Raw genomic sequence first — 16,232 nt, forward strand, 5'->3', positions numbered from 1 at the left:
AATTCGTAACGCCCCCGCTCTCGGAGCGAACCTACCCGCCCAACAACAAAACCCTCATCAAATCCGCTGACCGGGCATCTGCTTCGGGGCATAGGCGGCGGAACTTTCCAGGGCGCGGGGAATCGCCCATGTTCCAAGCGCGGCGCCGACGGCGCCGACCGCGAGATCCACCCAGCCCACAGCCGGCAGAAGATCGCCGATGCCCGACAACATCAGCCGCAACTGGATAATCAGCGCGAACGTCAGTAGAACGCCGTAGCCGAGCCGAAATCCAACCCGGTAGAATGCTGCGAGGCCAAGAAACACCACCGCGATGGCGTAGAGCGCGGACGCGGCGACAATCAATAAATGGGCAAATTCCCCGCTAGAAAAAACGACAAGCGCCATTCCAAGAAGCCCTCCGAGCAGAACGAGCATCGCGCACCTCATAATCTTCGCGGATAGCTGAATCCGGGACAGGGGCAGCGCCGCAAGGCTGCGCATCGATCCAGCAAACAACACCGAATACATGAAACCAAAAATACTCGCGAGCATGAAAAACATGCCGGCGAAAATACTGCCGCCCCGCCCGAAATCCTCTCCGCGGAATTTCCACCAAAAGAACAACGCGAACGCCGCCAACAACGCGAACAACCCCATTCCCGCCAACGCACAGCGCCCTTCCGGCGAACACGCGAGTTTTCCAAACAAACTATTTTCTTTTACTTCTCCGCGGTCGCCTCGTTCCTTTCCAAACCTGAGGTGGATCGTCTTTCCGTCCGCCATCAAGGGCGCGAGCCACCAACTCAATCCCGCGAACCCGAAGGCCATGGCGCAAACAAGAACGCGCCCCAAGGGCAGGAGCCAAAGTTTATCTATCGCGAAAACCGCGGTGATTAAAACCGCGATGAGTGGACTCATCACGACCGTGCCTTTTAACGGATTTTCATGAAGTTTAAGCGCATGCCCCAGCGGCATCGATACGGCCATCATCATCAAATACATCGACATGCCCAGCATCACTGGCGCGAAAGAGTTCATCCAGAAAGCCGTGTCGCCCACCACCGTTCGATAAATCCCCCACGGTAGCGTCGCGGCCAACACCATGAGCATTGGGGCAACCAAGCCGATGTAGAACGGGAAACGGCGCAAAAACGCGGGCTGAACCGGCAACGCCTGATGAACCCGAAAACTTCCGCCGGCGCCCGGCTTCATTTCCATCGCTATCGGCAGGCAGATCCAGATCACCGGATAAACCACGGACATCACCGAATCGACTTTCCCGTCGTAAAACGTCAGTCCGCAAAAAAGGAACATCAAGAGGCTCCCCCACCCCATGCGGCGCAGGTAGTGAAAAAAGATACGGCTATCCATCGCCGTTCTCCTCTTTCGCGAGCGCCACGAACAGGTCTTCGAGCGTCATGGGGGCAGAGGAGATTTGAGTCAAGCCAGAGCTGGCGAACCAGGCATCCAGATCCGCCGATTTGTCCACAACCGCTCGCACCCGGTCGCCTTCGGTATGCTGAACAATGAAACCCGGACGACCTTGCGGAAGCGTTCCACTTGCGGTGTAGTCGCAAAGGCAATAGCGTTGAACCACCTCATCGGTCGCGCCTTCGAGCAAGAGTTGTCCGTCCCGGATAAATCCGATCTGGTCGGTGAACCGTTCGAGATCGGAGAGGCCGTGCGATGAAATGAGTACCGTTCGATCCGAATCGCTCACGGCCGCCAGCAGCTCGCCGAAGATTTGCTGTTTGGAAACCGCGTCGAGTCCGATGGTCGGCTCGTCGAGCAACAACAGCTTTGGGCGATGCGACAACGCGACGACCAGTCCGAGTTTGATTTTTCCGCCAAAGGAAAGCGTCTTGATTCTGTCCGACGGTTTCAGTTCCAGCTTTCCCAGCAGCTCCGAGCAATAGGCGTCGTCCCATTCCGGATAAAACTTGCGGTAATAACGAAGCAGGCGATGGATCTTGCCCCACGCATCAAAATTCAGGTCGGGGCTGACATAGCCGATCTCCTGCTTCACGGCAACGACTTCGTTGCGATGGTGCTTTCCAAAAATGTAGATTGCACCGGCCTCCTCCTTGCCCATGTTCATGCAAAGATCGATGGTCGTGGTTTTTCCCGCGCCATTGGGGCCGATCAATCCGTAGATCGATCCCGTCGGCACATGCAGGTCGAGCGGCCCCAACTTAAACTTGCTACCAAAACTTTTTTCCAATCCCTGGATATCAATCGAGTATTCCATTATTCCCCGCTCCCTTTCTCCGAACGAATCGCCGTTCGGGACAGTTCAATGAATTCCTTTTCACCCATGCCTGCCTGAACGGCATCGCGCGCCGCCTTCCCCAGCAAAGCCAGCGCTTCCTTTTTCTTCGATTCGCGGCTTTTCGCCCCGCCATGGTCGGCCACGAAGGTGCCGATTCCTTGCTTGCGGTAGATGATGCCCTCTTTCTCCAGCTCCTCGTACGCCCGCTTGACGGTGATCAAACTCACCATGAGCGACTCGGCCAAACCCCGAAACGAAGGCAGACGGGTCTCGGGCGGCAACCGGCCGGCCGCGATCTCCCGACGGATCCCATCGACCACCTGCTGATAGAGCGCCCCGGAGGCCGCTGGGGTGATTGGCCCAATCTGAAAGGCTGGAGATTTCCTATCCATACCCTCTGTATATACACTCTATATACAGCAGGGCAAGCTTTTTTTAGACGGGATGCGGGATGCGGGATGCGGGATGCGGGATAACCACGAATCAATCGTCACGCATCACGCCAACAAAAAAACCGCCCCCGTGAAGGAGCGGTTTTTGCACTAACCGGGAGAGCCGATTAACGGGCGTAGTATTCCACAACCAGCGAGATTTCGCAGGTTACGGGAACTTCTTCCATGTTGGGCAGGCGGTTGAGTTCAGCCGTCAGCTCCTTGTCGTTGGCCGTGATGTATTCCGGCGTCTTGGCAACCTGCTGGGCCAGCACGAACGCGTCCAGATCCTTGGACTTTTCGCGAACGGTGATTTTGTCGCCGATTTTAACGGAGTAGGAAGGAATGTTCACCTTCTTGCCGTTCACGCGGAAATGGGCGTGGGAAACCATCTGGCGGGCCTGGTAGATGGAACGGGCCATGCCGGCACGCAGAACAACCACGTCCAAACGGCTCTCGAGCATCTGCATCATCACTTCACCGGTGTTGCCCGGCTTACGGGTGGCCTTCTCAAACACACCGCGAAGCTGCTTTTCGCTCATGTTGTACTGGTAGCGCAGGCGCTGCTTCTCGGTCAGCTGGCGACCGTAGTCGGACTGCTTGCCGCGGCGACGGTTCGGGCCGTGCTGTCCCGGAGGATTCGGGCGGCGTTCCAGGAACTTCTCGGATTTCGGGGACAGGGCAACGCCCAAACGACGCGCCTTCTTGATTTTCGGTCCAGTGTATTTCATTTTATTTCCTTTCGCTTCCCGTGTGCATCCCTGCAAATTAAGCCGGCTTTACCGGCCGCCCGTTTGGATTGTTCGAATCCGGGCGCTCGCCCCGCACCACGCGGTATTTGTTCCTGTTGGCGATGATCCTTCGGTCGGGATTCCGTTTTACGGGAAAACAGGCGGGCATTTATACAGGATCGCGGAATCGGGTCAACCCCGTTTGCCTGCAAAGTTTTGCGACTATTTGAGCAGGCGCGGATCGAATTCGAAGGGTTCCGGGGCGCCGATCCGGAGTTTGCCGAAGTTCGGATGGCGCGGGTTGATCAAATAGTTGCTCTCGCCGGGAATCAGAACACTGGGCACCTCCAGAACAACCGAGGATTGCCCTCGCACCCACCGATCGCCCAGCCCCTGCGTTGAAGCCGGTGGAGGGCAGTCGCGCCAATCGCCGGGCAAATCCTCAAAACCGAGGACGCTCAGCATACGCTTGTCGAAGCTCACCGGCATGCACAGGTAATCGCCCAGCAGTTCAGCGTCATCCACATGCACCAGAATCTCCAGCGCCGCGAGTGCCTTTGATTCCGCCGCATAGACCACCGGCACCCCCACCGGATTCCAGCGCCCACCGAACAGCCGCGCCCCCTCGCCCGAAAACGCATCGGCCACACGGCTCGGCGGAACGATACGCCAGGCAACCGGCATCAGGAAAAGACCCCGTGGGCAATCCGGCCGATCAGGTTAGCCACTTCCCGGCTGCCCAGCTCGGTATCCGCAAGATCCAGCGGCGGCTTGCCGCCGAAGTAGGAACGCGGGGCCTTCAGCCACCGCACCGCCTGCTCCCGCTCCCCGAACAATTCGATGGCACGGTTGAGCAGCTGCGCAACGCGATTGAAGCGCTCCGACTGATCCGCACTCAACCGCCCCTCCTGGATCTTCCGGTTCAGCGTCCGCTCAGCCACACCGGCCACCCGCGCGAGTTCTTTCCGGCTAATCTCCAGTTCCCGGCAAAGCGCATCCACAATCCCCGCCGGCAGCCCCGCCTTGATTTCAGCAACCTGATCCAGCGCATTCTCGGACTTCACCAGCTTCAGCTGCGGGATATCCGGCTCTACCACATTTAGTTTAACGGCATATTTCAATGCGGCTTCGTTCACGGCCATGGCTTCGGCCTCCCAGGTATAGGTTTCTTTCTTGATATCGACTTTTTCCTTCATTTCGCTCTCCTCAGCCACATGGCAACATATCAGATGCCATATGGCCTTCAAGCTTTTTTTGCCTGTTCCTACGGCGTGCAATGGCTCGTATTGGATGACATCCGAATGCAATCGTTTCGTGTTTCAGCAGAATGATTTTCCAGAACAGTTGCACTGCAAATTATTCTGTCCATAATCATGCGTCCCATTCATCCAGTTGCAGAGTCCCGTATCACCATGAAGAAACCATTTGAACAGATTCCATTCAGCCCCGCGCGCTGGCCGTTTTTCTACGGATGGATGATTCTGTTCTGGGGCATTGTGGGCATCATTCTCAGCGTCCCCGGCCAAACCACCGGGGTTTCCGCCTTCATCGAGCCGCTGATCAAGGGATTGGGCATCGGCCGGTTTGAAATCAGCGTGGCCTATATGGTCGGCACCTTTTCCAGCTCGTTCCTGCTCACCCCGGCCGGCAAACTGTTCGACCGCATCGGGGCGCGCTGGATGGCGTTTGTCTCCTGCTCCAGCCTCGGCTTCGTGCTTTTGCTACTGAGCCAGACCGACCACATCGCCGACGGCCTGGCAACCTTGCTGCCGGAACAGATCGGGCTCATTGGATTGCTCTCGTTCCTCTTTTTCCTGTTGCGCCTGAGCGGACAAGGTGTGCTGACGATGGCCTCGCGCAACATGGTCATGAAATGGTTCAACCACCACCGCGGCCTCGCCAGCGGCATCAGCGGCGCGGCGGTCTCGTTCGGTTTTTCAATCACCCCCACCATTTTCAGCGGAATGATCGGCCTGCATGGATGGTCGGGAACGTGGCTCATGCTCGGCATCCTGCTCATTCTCGTGTTTGCGCCCCTGCTGCTCATCTTCTTCCGCGACCATCCCGAAGCATCCGGCCTCGTGCCCGACGGGAAAAACCATGGAACCAGGAACGGGACGGAAGAGGTTGTCCGCCAGTTCACCCTTCCGGAGGCCCGCCGCACCTTCCCCTTTTGGGCCTTTGCCCTCACCATGGCCTTGCAGGCCCTCGTGCTCACCGCCACCACGTTCCACATCGAATCCATCTTCGAGCTCGCCGGCATGGAGGGCTCCAAAGGCTTTGCGATTTTCCGGCCCACGGCCTATGTCGCCATATCGGTCACCCTGCTCGGCGGGTGGTTGGTCGACCGCACCCAGCTGCGCTGGTTCCTCGCCACCATGTTGCTGGCGATGTCCGTCAATCTACTGGGCCTCATCCGGCTCGCCCCCGGCTGGCCGATCGCCTGCCTGGTTTTCGGCGGCGGCGTGGCCAACGGGCTGTTCGGCATTCTCATGAGCGTCACCTGGCCGCGCTACTATGGCCGCGAACACCTCGGCGCCATCAGCGGACTCTGCATGACCTTCATGGTCATCTTCAGCGCCATCGGCCCCGCCATCTACAGCGCCATCCTCAAGTTCGCCACCAACTACACCGCCGGCAACCTCGCCTGCCTCGCCTTCGCCCTCGCCCTGCTCGCCTGTTCCTTCTTCGCCCGAAATCCGCAAAATAGAAATGCATCGGAAATCCCTTTAGGCTAGTCTGCCTCCATTAACCAAAAGGAGCACATGATGAAACGGATTCTTGCAATGGCACTCTGCGCGGCGTTCTCGGCAAACGCCGGTCTTTTCGATAAGGATAAGAATGGCAGCTATACCGGCCTGAACGACCTCGCCAAGCAGGCCGATTCGGCTACGGCGGCGGCATCGAACGAATGGGCCAAGGCCAGCGCCAAGGGCAAGGACTCCTATGCCAAGGCGGTCGAGGAAACCCAAAAGGCCGTGGCGAAATACAATGTGAAGGCCGAGGACATCAAGGCCGACCTTGGCAAGTCGGCAGACGAAATTTCGGCCAAGATCGAAACCTACAAGCAGGAAAAGCTGCTCGCCTATGCCGAAAAGATCCAGATGCTCTATGAAGACAAAAAGACGGAGGTCGCCGACTACACCGCGAAGGTGAAGGATTTGAAGTGGACGGAAAAATGGACGTCCAAGGGCAAGGAACTCAAAGGGCAGCTGAAGGAATACAAAGGCCAAATGGACGCGCTGGGCGACCAATATGAAATCTATGCCGGCATGCTCAAGAACATGGGCGTCAACCTCTCCGACTTCGGGCTGGAGAAGGAGGTCGAGTAAAACCGACAGGTACTAGGCCTCTGCGGCGTCCACGAGATTGCAGTCGATTAGATAAGCTTCGATTTCGCTGATTCGCCCGAAATCGAGCATGGCGTTGGCCATCTCCTCCGCCTCTTCGAGCGAAATGGAGTTCACGAGGCGCTGGACGGTCAGGGCGTTGACAATATCGATGCTGAACCTTCTCAAACCGACACCAAGAAGGAAGGGTAGCATGCGGGGGTCTGCCGAAAGGTCACCGCAAATCGAGACATCCTTGCCATGCGTTTCACTCGCCGAAACAATCCGGTTGATGGCGCGCAGGATGGCGGGGTGGTGCGCCAGATAGAGCTTGGAAACCTGCTCGTTAGTCCGGTCGACGGCGAGCATGTACTGAATCAGGTCATTCGAGCCAATGGACAGGAAATCAGCCTCCATGGCCAGTTCATCGACCACCTCGACGGCGGAGGGCAGCTCCATCATGACGCCCAGTTGCGTGTCGCGGCTGAAGGGGATTCCCTCCTCCTCCAGTTCGTCCATGCATTCGTAGACGATGGAACGCGCTTCGACAAAATCGTCGACCGACGAAATGAGCGGGAACATGATGCGCGTTCCGCCACCGGCGCCGGCGCGTAGAAAAGCGCGGAGCTGCTGGCAGAAGATATCCCTGTTCTGCAACGAGAAGCGGATGGCGCGCATGCCGAGGAACGGATTGGCCTCGCTGACGTTGGAATAGTAGGAGAGCATCTTGTCGCCGCCGATATCCAGCGTACGGAAGGTGACGGGCTTCCCTTCCATCTGTTCAACGAGTTTCTTGTAGATGATGTATTGCTCTTCTTCAGGCGGGAAGTCGTTGCGGACAATGAACGGGAACTCGGAGCGGTAGAGCCCGACGCCTTCGGCCTTGAACTCGCGGGCGGGCTTCAGGTCGCTCAGCAGGTTGATGTTGGCGTAGATATGCACCCGTTCGCCGCACTTGGTTTTGGTCTTGGCCTTCATGTCCGAGGCGTTGTGCATGACCTTCCAGGCCTCGTCGAGTTCGCGGTATTTCGCATAGACCTCGGCACCGGGCCGCAGGTAGATGATCCCCTGCTCCGCATCCATCAGCAGCTCCTCGCCATCCGGAATACCGTCGGCCAGTTCGCGGCTGATCGCCACCATCGGGATGCCCAGCGACCGGCAGATGATGGCGTTGTGCGAGGTTACACCGCTACTGACAATGAACCCCTCCACGTTTTCGGCCGAAAGCTTGAGGATATCCGACGGCAGCAGTTCGTGGGCAATGATGATCTGGCTTCGGTAGTCGCACTCGCCGGCCTCTTCGTTGATCAGGTTCCGCGTCAGCCGGTTGCCCAAATCCTTAACATCGAGCACCTTTTCGCGGATGAGCGGCATGGAGCTCTTGGAGAACACTTCGACATATTCATTCACCACCGTGGCAATCGCCTTGAGGGCGGGGGTGCCGGTCTGGATCAGGTTCCCGATGCGACCGGTAAACTGCTCGTCCTCCAGGATCAGCAGGTGGGCACTGAAAATCAATACGGCGACATCGGCAAGGTCTTCGCTGGTTTGGCGTTGAAGCTGTTCAATCTGGGAGGCCGTTTTGCCGACGGCCGTTTCAAAGTCCTCGAACGAGTGCGGCGGGGCGTCCGGGTCGGGCAAGGCGCAGCTTTCGCTGTTCGCCGAATCCAGGGTGTAGGCCGTGCCGCGCGCCGTACCGGTGCTGGCCGACCGACCGCGCAAAATGCTTGCGGTGGTCACCTTCTTCGCCACGGGAACCACGGGGGCTTCCGCCTTGTCGCGCGCCTCCTTCAGGAGCTGCACGTTTTCGATCATGGTGGCCAGCTGCGCGGCGATCGCCCGCAAGGCCTTCACGTCGTTGGACGTGAAATAGTTGGTTTCGCGCGCCTGCACCACCAGCGCGCCAATGCGGCGAAGCCCGCGCAGGATCGGCACCGCCAGAAAAGCCTCGTATTCCTCTTCGTGGATCCCCGGGAAAAACTTATAGGAAGCACTCTGCGAGGCCGTTCCAACGCAGATCGGCCGAAGCTCGCGAACGGCCCGGCCCGTGATCCCCTCGCCCAAGCGCAGCTTGACGACCCCAATCGCGGCTTCGTCCAGCCCCTGGGTCGCGCGGAGGGTCAGTTGCCTGTCGTCCTCATCGTAGATATAGATCGAGCAAACATCGGCTAGCATATGCTTGGCCACGGACGTCACTACTTTTTGCAGCAACTCCTTGCGGTCCCGGCCATTTTCGGCCAGCGATATCAGCTCCGCGATATCGCATATTAGATCTACGTTCTTCTTTTTCATGATGCGGTTAGCAACTTAATAAGAAACAACATATCGGGGATCCTGTCGAGAGTCAAAGTCTAGAGATAATGCAATTTCCGCATCGACCTCCCAAATCGCCTTCCGTACTATTTTCGTTTAATAAGAAAGCCGGAAATTCATGAATACACCGTCCGCAGAACAGCTGCTCGAACTCTACCGCCCCATGGTAGCCTCGCGCTACACCGACCAACTGCAGTCCGCTGCAGCGCAACGGGGCGAGGTTTTTTTCTATATTCCTTCGTCGGGGCACGAAGCCTCCGCCGCCCTGGCGCCGCACCTGATCCAGGCCGACTGGCTGCACCTGCACTACCGCGACCGGGCCCTGGCCTACGCCCGCGGCGTCTCCTACGCAACCGTCTTCTACGGCCTGTTCTCCAAGGAAGAGTCCAACTCGGCCGGCCGCCGCATGCCCGCCTTCCCGTGCGATCCAGCGCTGAACATCCTCAGCACCCCGACGCTCGTCGGCAGCAACGTGCTGCAGGCCGTCGGCGTCGCCTCGACCATCAAGAACGACGAAGGCCACCCCTTCGTGCTCGTCTCGGTGGGCGACGGCGCCACCCAGCAGGGCGACTTCTACGAAGCCGTTGCCGAGGCCGTGCGCTCCAACCTGCCGGTGCTGTTCCTGGTCGAGGACAACCGCTTCGCGCTCTCCACCGTCACCAAGGGCAACACCTTCTATTCACTGCCCGGCGGCGAAGCCGACGCGTTCTACGGCCTGCCGATCCGCCGCATCGATGGTTCCGATGCCGCATCCGCCCACACCCGCTTCGGCGAGGTGGTCGGGCAATTGCGCGAAACGCGCGGCCCGCAGATTGTCGTATTCAACGTGGAACGGCTCGAAAGCCACACCAATGCCGACGACCAATCCGTCTACCGCACCGAAGCCGACCTCCGGCATGCGATGGAAAACGCCGATCCCTGCGCCAAGCTGCGCGACCACATGCTGGCCAACGGCGTCGATGCCGCCGCCATCCAGGCCGTTGAAGACGAGGTGAAGGAACAGGTCGATGCCGCGTTCCACCTTTCGCGCAAAGGGACCACGCCCACTGCCGAACCGACCGCCAAGAAGGCGCTGCCCGCCCCGCGCGAGGAATACCTCGGCACCGCCGAAGGCCGCGAACTCAGCATGCTCGAAGCCATGCGCGCGGCCCTCAGGATCCGGCTTTCAAACGATTCGAAAACCACCCTGCTGGGGCAGGACATCGAAGACCCGAAGGGCGACGTGTTCGGCCTCACCCGCGGACTTTCGCAGGCCTTCCCCGCACAGGTCAACAATGCCCCGCTCGCCGAAAACACCATTCTCGGCGTCGCCACCGGGCAGGCGCTCGCGGGCGGCCATCCGGTTGCGTTCATGCAGTTTGCCGACTTTCTGCCGGTGGCCTACAACCACATCCTTTCCGAGATCGGCGCCATGTACTGGCGCACCAACGGCCAATGGGAATCGCCGGTGCTCGTCATGTCGATCGCCGGCGGCTACCGCCCCGGCCTCGGCCCGTACCACGCCCAGACCATGGAGGCGATTCTCGCGCACGTGCCGGGCGTCGATGTCTTCATGCCTTCCACCGCCGCCGATGCCGCCGGCCTGCTCAACGCCATTGCCGAATCCGGGCGCCCTTCGGTCTTCCTCTTCCCGAAAAGCCTGATCAACGACCGCACCAACACCACCTCGGCCGACGTTGAAAAGCAGTATGTCCCGATCGGCAAGGCGCGCGTTGCCCGCGCCGGGCAGGACATCACCCTCGTCAGCTGGGGCGGTTGCATGCCCGTGGTCGAGCGCACCGCCGAGGCGCTGGCCGAAATCGGCCTCAATGCGGAAGTCATCGACCTGCGCACCATTTTCCCGTGGGACGAGGAAACCGTCCTCGCCTCCGCCCAAAAGACCGGAAAGCTCATCGTTGTCCACGAAGACAACCAGACGGCCGGCATGGGCGGCGAGATTGTTGCGGCCATCTGCGAAAAGACCGGCGGCGACGTGCAGGTGGCGCGCGTCACCCGCCCCGACACCTACATCCCCTACGATTTTTCCTGCCAGATCGAAGTCCTGCCCTCGTTCAAGCGCACCCTGGGCAAATGCTGCGAAATGCTCGACGTCGAACTCCACTGGGAAAAACCCGTCGAGGAGGAGGCCGGAACCGTCACCGTCAAGGCCATCGGCTCCAGCCCGTCCGACGAAACCATCACGGTTGCGAGCCTGCTTGTTGAAGTGGGCCAGGCCATCGCCGAAGGCGACCTGATTGCATCGGTCGAGGCCGACAAGGCCTCGATGGACATCACCTCCCCGGTTTCCGGAACGATTTCCGAGCTGCTTGCCGAAGAGGGCGACGTGCTGACCGTCGGCACGCCGATGGTCAAGATTGCCTCCGACGAGGCGGCGCAGCTCAAACCGCTCACCAAGGAAGAGCCCGGCACACCGATCATGGAGCGGCGGCGCAGCAGTACGGCCGACGTGCAAGCCGCCCCAACCAGCGGCCCGTGCGAACCGAAGCCGATCTATATCTCGAATATTACAACGGTTCTGGGTTCGCGCCACCTCACCAACGACGAGCTGCTCCAGGGCCATGGCGAATGGGATTCCGAAGCCATCCGCAAACGCACCGGCATCGAAAACCGCTACTGGATCGACGGCGATGAAAACGTGCTGACCCTCGCGGTCGACGCCACCAAGCAACTGCTCGAAAAAGAACAACTCCAGATTTCCGACATTGGCGCCATCATCTGCTCCACCGGCACACCGCTGGCCATGACGCCCTCGCTGGCGTGCAGCGTGCTGCACGAACTCAGCCCCGAAAAAGGCGAAGTGCTCATGCAGGCCCACGATGTGAATGCCGCCTGCTCCGGCTACATGTATGCCATGCAATCCGCCTTCGATTTCCTCACCAACGCCCCCGAAAAAAAGGTGATCGTCATCACCGCCGAAACCCTTTCGCCGATGGTCAACCACGACGACCAGAAGACGATGGCGCTTTTCGGCGATGCGGCGACCGCCTCGCTTGTGAGTTGCGAAAAGCGGCCCGGCAACGTGGGCGTGAAACTCAACCGCCCGTTCCTCTCCGCCACCGGCGTCGATGCGAAGGTGCTCTATGTCCCGAACATGGGCAGCGGCGAGGTGGTGGAAATGGAAGGCCTCACCGTCTTCAAGCTGGCCGTCCGCAAGATGATCGACATGCTCGACAATGCCTGCCAGGAACGCGGCATCACCGTCGAGGATCTCGACATGATCGTGCCGCACCAGGCGAACGAGCGCATCATCGAGGCCATCCGCAAGACCATCCATTGCCCGCCGGAAAAAATGTTCAACCATATCCGGAAATACGGCAACACCTCGTCGAACACCATTCCGATCGCCTTGACCGAGCTGATCCCATCCATGGACATCGATTCCAAGGTTGGCCTCACCGCCTTCGGCGGCGGCTTCACCTTCGGCGCCGCCGTGATCGAGAAGGTTTAATCAACCCTTTCGGCATTGGGGTCAGCCGGGCGGCAGGGTGCTCTTTTGGTAGTGTTCGAGATCGGTGGCGTATTGCGCGGAATGCCGCTGCTGAAGACGCTCGGTTTCGGTTTTGAGGGCTTCGATGGCGCGCATCTGGAACTCGACCGCTTTCGGGAAGTTGCCGTTGAGGGCGTAGGCCTGCGCCAGGACATCCCAGAACCGGTAGTTCTGCCGCGGCCAGACCAGCAACTTGGCCGCATATTCCATGGCGGCTTCCGGGTTGGCGTCCGTTTCGGTGTAGGTTCTTAGCACGCTGTGCAACGCCTCGGGGTGGCCGTTGTCGGCCGCCCGGAGCTGCCATTGCTCGGCCTGGGCGGAATCTTCCGGAACCCCGGGCAATCCTTTGCGGTAGTAGTGCCACAGGCTGTAGGCGGCATAGCCGTTGTTGGCGGAGGGATCGATCGAATAGGATTCCATGAACAGATCGAACGCCGCCTTTTGCTCGCCGTTGTTGCGGGCCTGGACGGCCTCGTCGACCAGATCCGCAGCCTTGCCCCGGCTGGGCCGTTGCTCCTTGGCGTAGGGATTCTTCGGAGGCTCCGCGCGTTTTGCCGCAACGGACGGGGTTGTGGTACTGGATTTTTTATTGAGCTCGCCCTGGATCCGCTCGAATTCCTTCTTCGCCGGCGCGTGTCCTTTCGCCATGGCGATGGCATAGCAATACATCGAGCGCTTCAAGCCTGCCGCGCGGATCACCTTGAGCTTTTCCTTATCCATGTTGTTGCCGACGCGCGATACGATTTCATCGATCCAACGTTCATTGCGCCGGCCCTCCTCGAAACACTCCTCCGCATCGCTATGCTCCAGCCGCTCCCAGACCTTGTCGAAATATGCCATCCGTTCCGCGCGGTCTTCCCCCAGCTCCACGCCCGCGTCTGTTGCGGTTGCGTAGCACTCGGCCGCCTTGATGTAATCGATCCCCGCCCCCAGGCCCAGCCAATGGCAGTCGCCCAGCTCCAGGGCGGCCTCGGCCGAACCGGCGGCCACCGCCCGCTCGAACCATTGCACCGCCTGATCCTCCTCCTGCTTTTCCAGGCACTGCCTGCCCTGCATATACAGGCCCCACGGCATGCCTTGGTCGGCGGCGGAAAGAATCCACACCTCGGAAGCCGCAACCGGCTCCGGGATGCCGCGCTTGTATTGCGCAATCCGCTCCTTGAAACCGGACGCCTGCTCCAGCGAGCAATACCGCACGGCATCGGACTGAAACTTGACCGCTTGGGCAAAATCCAGATTCCGTGCATGGGCCGCCGCCAGAATGGCGAGCGCGTCGGCATCGCGCGGATTCTTGCGGGCGACGGCGGAGGCATATTTCACGGCCAGTTCCCCATCGTGGAATTCGGGATCTTCGCAGCTCGCATAAATGCGCGCCAACCCTTCGCAGGCCTTGAGCGAGTTTTGGGCCACGGCCTTTTCATACCACGCGATCGCCTTGGCATAATCCTTCGCCGCCCCGGCGCCGGTTTCAAAGCAATGCCCGGCCCCGACCATCGCCGAAACATTCCCCTGCTCCGCCGCCTGCACGAACAATCCGCACGCCTTCGCCGGGTCGGACTCGAACACCGCCGCGCCCTGCCTATAGAGCGCGTCCGCGTCGCCGTGCACGATGCTGGTCGCCAGTAGCAACGCAAGCATGTAGGCCGGGTGCCCCACCCGGCGCGTGGTGTAACGGCTTCTATTGCTCCGGCGATTAAATAGTGAGAATTCCATGCGGCGGAACAATGGCCACAACGAGGCACGAAAAACCGGCAGGCCGGGTCTTTGTGTTTCCCGTTCCTTTGCGTGGCAATCGTCGCAACGTGTGGTCGCCGCATCCATAATGCACATCGATCCAATCCTCATAAGGCGGCCTTCCTTTAGTTTTCTTCCTGCTTGGGCTTCATGCCGATCGCCCAGGCCTTGCCTTGGCGGAACAGTTCGAGGCGGTATGCATACATTTCGAGGGTTTTGGCGGAACCGTTCGCTTCCTTCGCGAGTCCATAGGCCTTTTCCTGCGTCTTCACCGCCATGCCGAAATCGCCAGTCCGCGCATAGGCGCAGGCCAGGGTGTCGATCTCGTGATGGGAATCGCTAAGCTCAACGGCCATGAGCGCAAACCTCAAGGCCTTGGCGCCATCGTGGAACGGGGCGTTTCGGTTGCAGGAATAGAACATGGAAATGACGTTGCAGCCATAGCCATATTTCAGTTCGGCTGCCTTGAGCATCCAGTCCTCGGCCTTGGGCAGGTCCCGGATCGCCGGCGTATGCAGGTAGATGTGCCCAATCTTATACGCAAGCAGACCGTTTGCTTCTTCGCCGAAGGCTTTCTGCAGGATTTCGAGCGCCTTTTTCGGATCCTTCTTCACCCCATCCTTACCCTCCCGATATTTATCGGCCTCCCGGATTGCATCCTTGTAGGCGTTCCTCGGTGAAGGAGTTCGCCCAGTAGAAGCCGTCGATTGCATCCGAAGCGCGTCCGGATGACCCTTTTTTCGAGCCAAGGCAAAATAAAACGCTGCCATCTCGGGTTTCGGCTGAACGGTTACCGTGGTCGTTGTATACGTCGTGTTCCCATAGATATCGGAGCCGGAAGGCACTTCCGCCGAGTAGGTGTATCCATCCCGGGCTCTGACTCCCGCCGCCATGCAGTTTTTCGCCTCCCACTCGAAGCATTTAAGATACCTTACCCGAACGGGTGTTTTAGCCTTTTCATAGCAGTCGTGTTTCAGTGCCAATTTGTAGTATTCAGCCGCTTTGTCCAGATCGAGGAACGATCCCTCAGCGAAATAATAGACATCCCCCGCCAAGGCATACAGCGACAACTTTCCGGCGCCAATGGCTTTCTCGCACATCTGAATGGCCAACCTTGGATTGTATGCTTCACCCTTTCGATCCGCATATCGCTTGGCCATGAGTACCGTTGCCCAAAGGTTGCCGCGGTTCGAGGCCTCGAACACCCACGCTTCCGTGGCGACCGAAGGAATCGGCTCGTCGGCCTTCAGGCGTTCGATTTTACTGCGGATCTCCTTCGCCTGCTCAATGCTATCCACACTACGGGAAGCCTTGGTCGCCGACTCCAGTGCTTTGCCGAAGTCGAAATTCCGCGCATACGCTGCGGCCAAGAGAGCAAGCGCGTCGCCGTTGCGCGGATTCTTTCGAACACAGGCCTCGGCATATTTGACCGCCTTTTCGCCATCGTGGAATTCGGGATTTTCGCAACTCGCATAAATCCGGCCGAGGCCTTCGCAGGCCTTGAGCGAGTTTTGGGCCACGGCCTTTTCATACCACGCGATCGCCTTGGCATAATCCTTCGCCGCCCCGGCGCCGGTTTCAAAGCAATGCCCGGCCCCGACCATCGCCGAAACATTCCCTTGCTCCGCCGCCTGCACGAACAATCCGCACGCCTTCGCCGGGTCGGACTCGAACACCGCCGCGCCCTGCCTATAGAGCGCATCCGCGTCGCCGTGCACGATGCTGGTCGCCAGTAGCAACGCAAGCATGTAGGCCGGGTGCCCCACCCGGCGCGTGGTGTAACGGCTTCTATTGCTCCGGCGATTAAATAGTGAGAATTCCATGCGGCGGAACAATGGCCACAACGAGGCACGAAAAACCGGCAGGCCGGGTCTTTGTGTTTCCCGTGCCTTTTCGTGGCAATCGTCGCAACGTGTGGTCGCCGCATCCATAATGCACATCGATCCAATCCTCATA

The 16,232-nt window shown here is 59.5% G+C and carries 12 protein-coding genes; 3 read left to right on the plus strand and 9 right to left on the minus strand.

Translation table 11 applies throughout. From position 1 onward, the window contains the following. Positions 1-57: 57 nt before the first annotated feature. The 6 genes from E9954_RS26260 to parS form a co-directional block, all read right to left on the minus strand. Positions 58-1,353, minus strand: a complete 1,296-nt coding sequence (locus E9954_RS26260) for a hypothetical protein (RefSeq protein WP_136082273.1) — start codon at positions 1,351-1,353, stop codon at positions 58-60. Then, positions 1,346-2,230, minus strand: a complete 885-nt coding sequence (locus tag E9954_RS26265) for an ABC transporter ATP-binding protein (protein WP_136082274.1) — start codon at positions 2,228-2,230, stop codon at positions 1,346-1,348. The genes E9954_RS26260 and E9954_RS26265 overlap by 8 nt, the downstream gene beginning before the upstream one ends. Further along, on the minus strand, positions 2,230-2,643 hold the full coding sequence (locus E9954_RS26270; protein WP_136082275.1) for a GntR family transcriptional regulator: 414 nt from the start codon (positions 2,641-2,643) through the stop codon (positions 2,230-2,232). Before E9954_RS26270 ends, E9954_RS26265 begins: the two co-directional genes overlap by 1 nt. Positions 2,644-2,810: 167 nt before the next feature. Next, positions 2,811-3,413, minus strand: coding sequence for a 30S ribosomal protein S4 (gene rpsD / locus E9954_RS26275; RefSeq protein WP_136082276.1), 603 nt, complete (start codon positions 3,411-3,413; stop codon positions 2,811-2,813). Positions 3,414-3,635: 222 nt separating this feature from the next. Beyond that, the gene (locus E9954_RS26280; RefSeq protein WP_136082277.1) at positions 3,636-4,097 is read right to left on the minus strand and encodes an RES family NAD+ phosphorylase; all 462 of its coding nucleotides are present in this window, start codon (positions 4,095-4,097) and stop codon (positions 3,636-3,638) included. Beyond that, positions 4,097-4,609, minus strand: coding sequence for a type II RES/Xre toxin-antitoxin system antitoxin (gene parS / locus E9954_RS26285; RefSeq protein ID WP_136082278.1), 513 nt, complete (start codon positions 4,607-4,609; stop codon positions 4,097-4,099). The genes E9954_RS26280 and parS overlap by 1 nt, the downstream gene beginning before the upstream one ends. Positions 4,610-4,825: 216 nt before the next feature. Between parS and E9954_RS26290 the strand changes: the two genes are divergently transcribed. Then, complete coding sequence (locus E9954_RS26290) at positions 4,826-6,151, plus strand: MFS transporter (protein WP_168442616.1); 1,326 nt, start codon at positions 4,826-4,828, stop codon at positions 6,149-6,151. A 27-nt stretch (positions 6,152-6,178) separates the two neighbouring features. Continuing rightward, complete coding sequence (locus tag E9954_RS26295) at positions 6,179-6,745, plus strand: hypothetical protein (protein WP_136082280.1); 567 nt, start codon at positions 6,179-6,181, stop codon at positions 6,743-6,745. Positions 6,746-6,757: 12 nt separating this feature from the next. On the opposite strand, the gene ptsP is transcribed toward E9954_RS26295, so the two are convergent. Beyond that, positions 6,758-9,034, minus strand: coding sequence for a phosphoenolpyruvate--protein phosphotransferase (gene ptsP / locus E9954_RS26300; RefSeq protein WP_136082281.1), 2,277 nt, complete (start codon positions 9,032-9,034; stop codon positions 6,758-6,760). Between the two features lie 139 nt (positions 9,035-9,173). On the opposite strand from ptsP, the gene E9954_RS26305 reads away from it, so the two are divergent. After that, entirely contained in the window at positions 9,174-12,503 is a 3,330-nt protein-coding gene (locus E9954_RS26305; RefSeq protein ID WP_136082282.1) for a beta-ketoacyl-ACP synthase 3, read from the plus strand. 21 nt (positions 12,504-12,524) lie between these two features. Here the strand turns inward: E9954_RS26305 and E9954_RS26310 are convergent, their stop codons facing one another. Together E9954_RS26310 and E9954_RS26315 are read right to left on the minus strand one after the other, a co-directional pair. Next, positions 12,525-14,387 (minus strand): tetratricopeptide repeat protein, encoded by a 1,863-nt coding sequence (locus tag E9954_RS26310; protein ID WP_136082283.1) that lies wholly within the window; start codon positions 14,385-14,387, stop codon positions 12,525-12,527. Between the two features lie 14 nt (positions 14,388-14,401). Continuing rightward, positions 14,402-16,231 carry an SEL1-like repeat protein gene (locus E9954_RS26315; protein ID WP_136082284.1) on the minus strand — a complete coding sequence of 610 codons (1,830 nt, stop codon included), beginning with the start codon at positions 16,229-16,231 and terminating at the stop codon, positions 14,402-14,404. Position 16,232: the final 1 nt, after the last annotated feature.

The organism is Pontiella desulfatans (genome assembly GCF_900890425.1).
Classification (GTDB): Bacteria; Verrucomicrobiota; Kiritimatiellia; order Kiritimatiellales; family Pontiellaceae; genus Pontiella; species Pontiella desulfatans.

Coding starts and splice junctions, on each gene's coding strand:
- E9954_RS26260 (WP_136082273.1), bottom strand. CDS start 1,353: ATGGATAGCCGTATCTTTTTTCACTACCTGCGCCGCATGGGGTGGGGG.
- E9954_RS26265 (WP_136082274.1), bottom strand. CDS start 2,230: ATGGAATACTCGATTGATATCCAGGGATTGGAAAAAAGTTTTGGTAGC.
- E9954_RS26270 (WP_136082275.1), bottom strand. CDS start 2,643: ATGGATAGGAAATCTCCAGCCTTTCAGATTGGGCCAATCACCCCAGCG.
- rpsD (WP_136082276.1), bottom strand. CDS start 3,413: ATGAAATACACTGGACCGAAAATCAAGAAGGCGCGTCGTTTGGGCGTT.
- E9954_RS26280 (WP_136082277.1), bottom strand. CDS start 4,097: ATGCCGGTTGCCTGGCGTATCGTTCCGCCGAGCCGTGTGGCCGATGCG.
- parS (WP_136082278.1), bottom strand. CDS start 4,609: ATGAAGGAAAAAGTCGATATCAAGAAAGAAACCTATACCTGGGAGGCC.
- E9954_RS26290 (WP_168442616.1), top strand. CDS start 4,826: ATGAAGAAACCATTTGAACAGATTCCATTCAGCCCCGCGCGCTGGCCG.
- E9954_RS26295 (WP_136082280.1), top strand. CDS start 6,179: ATGATGAAACGGATTCTTGCAATGGCACTCTGCGCGGCGTTCTCGGCA.
- ptsP (WP_136082281.1), bottom strand. CDS start 9,034: ATGAAAAAGAAGAACGTAGATCTAATATGCGATATCGCGGAGCTGATA.
- E9954_RS26305 (WP_136082282.1), top strand. CDS start 9,174: ATGAATACACCGTCCGCAGAACAGCTGCTCGAACTCTACCGCCCCATG.
- E9954_RS26310 (WP_136082283.1), bottom strand. CDS start 14,387: ATGAGGATTGGATCGATGTGCATTATGGATGCGGCGACCACACGTTGC.
- E9954_RS26315 (WP_136082284.1), bottom strand. CDS start 16,231: ATGAGGATTGGATCGATGTGCATTATGGATGCGGCGACCACACGTTGC.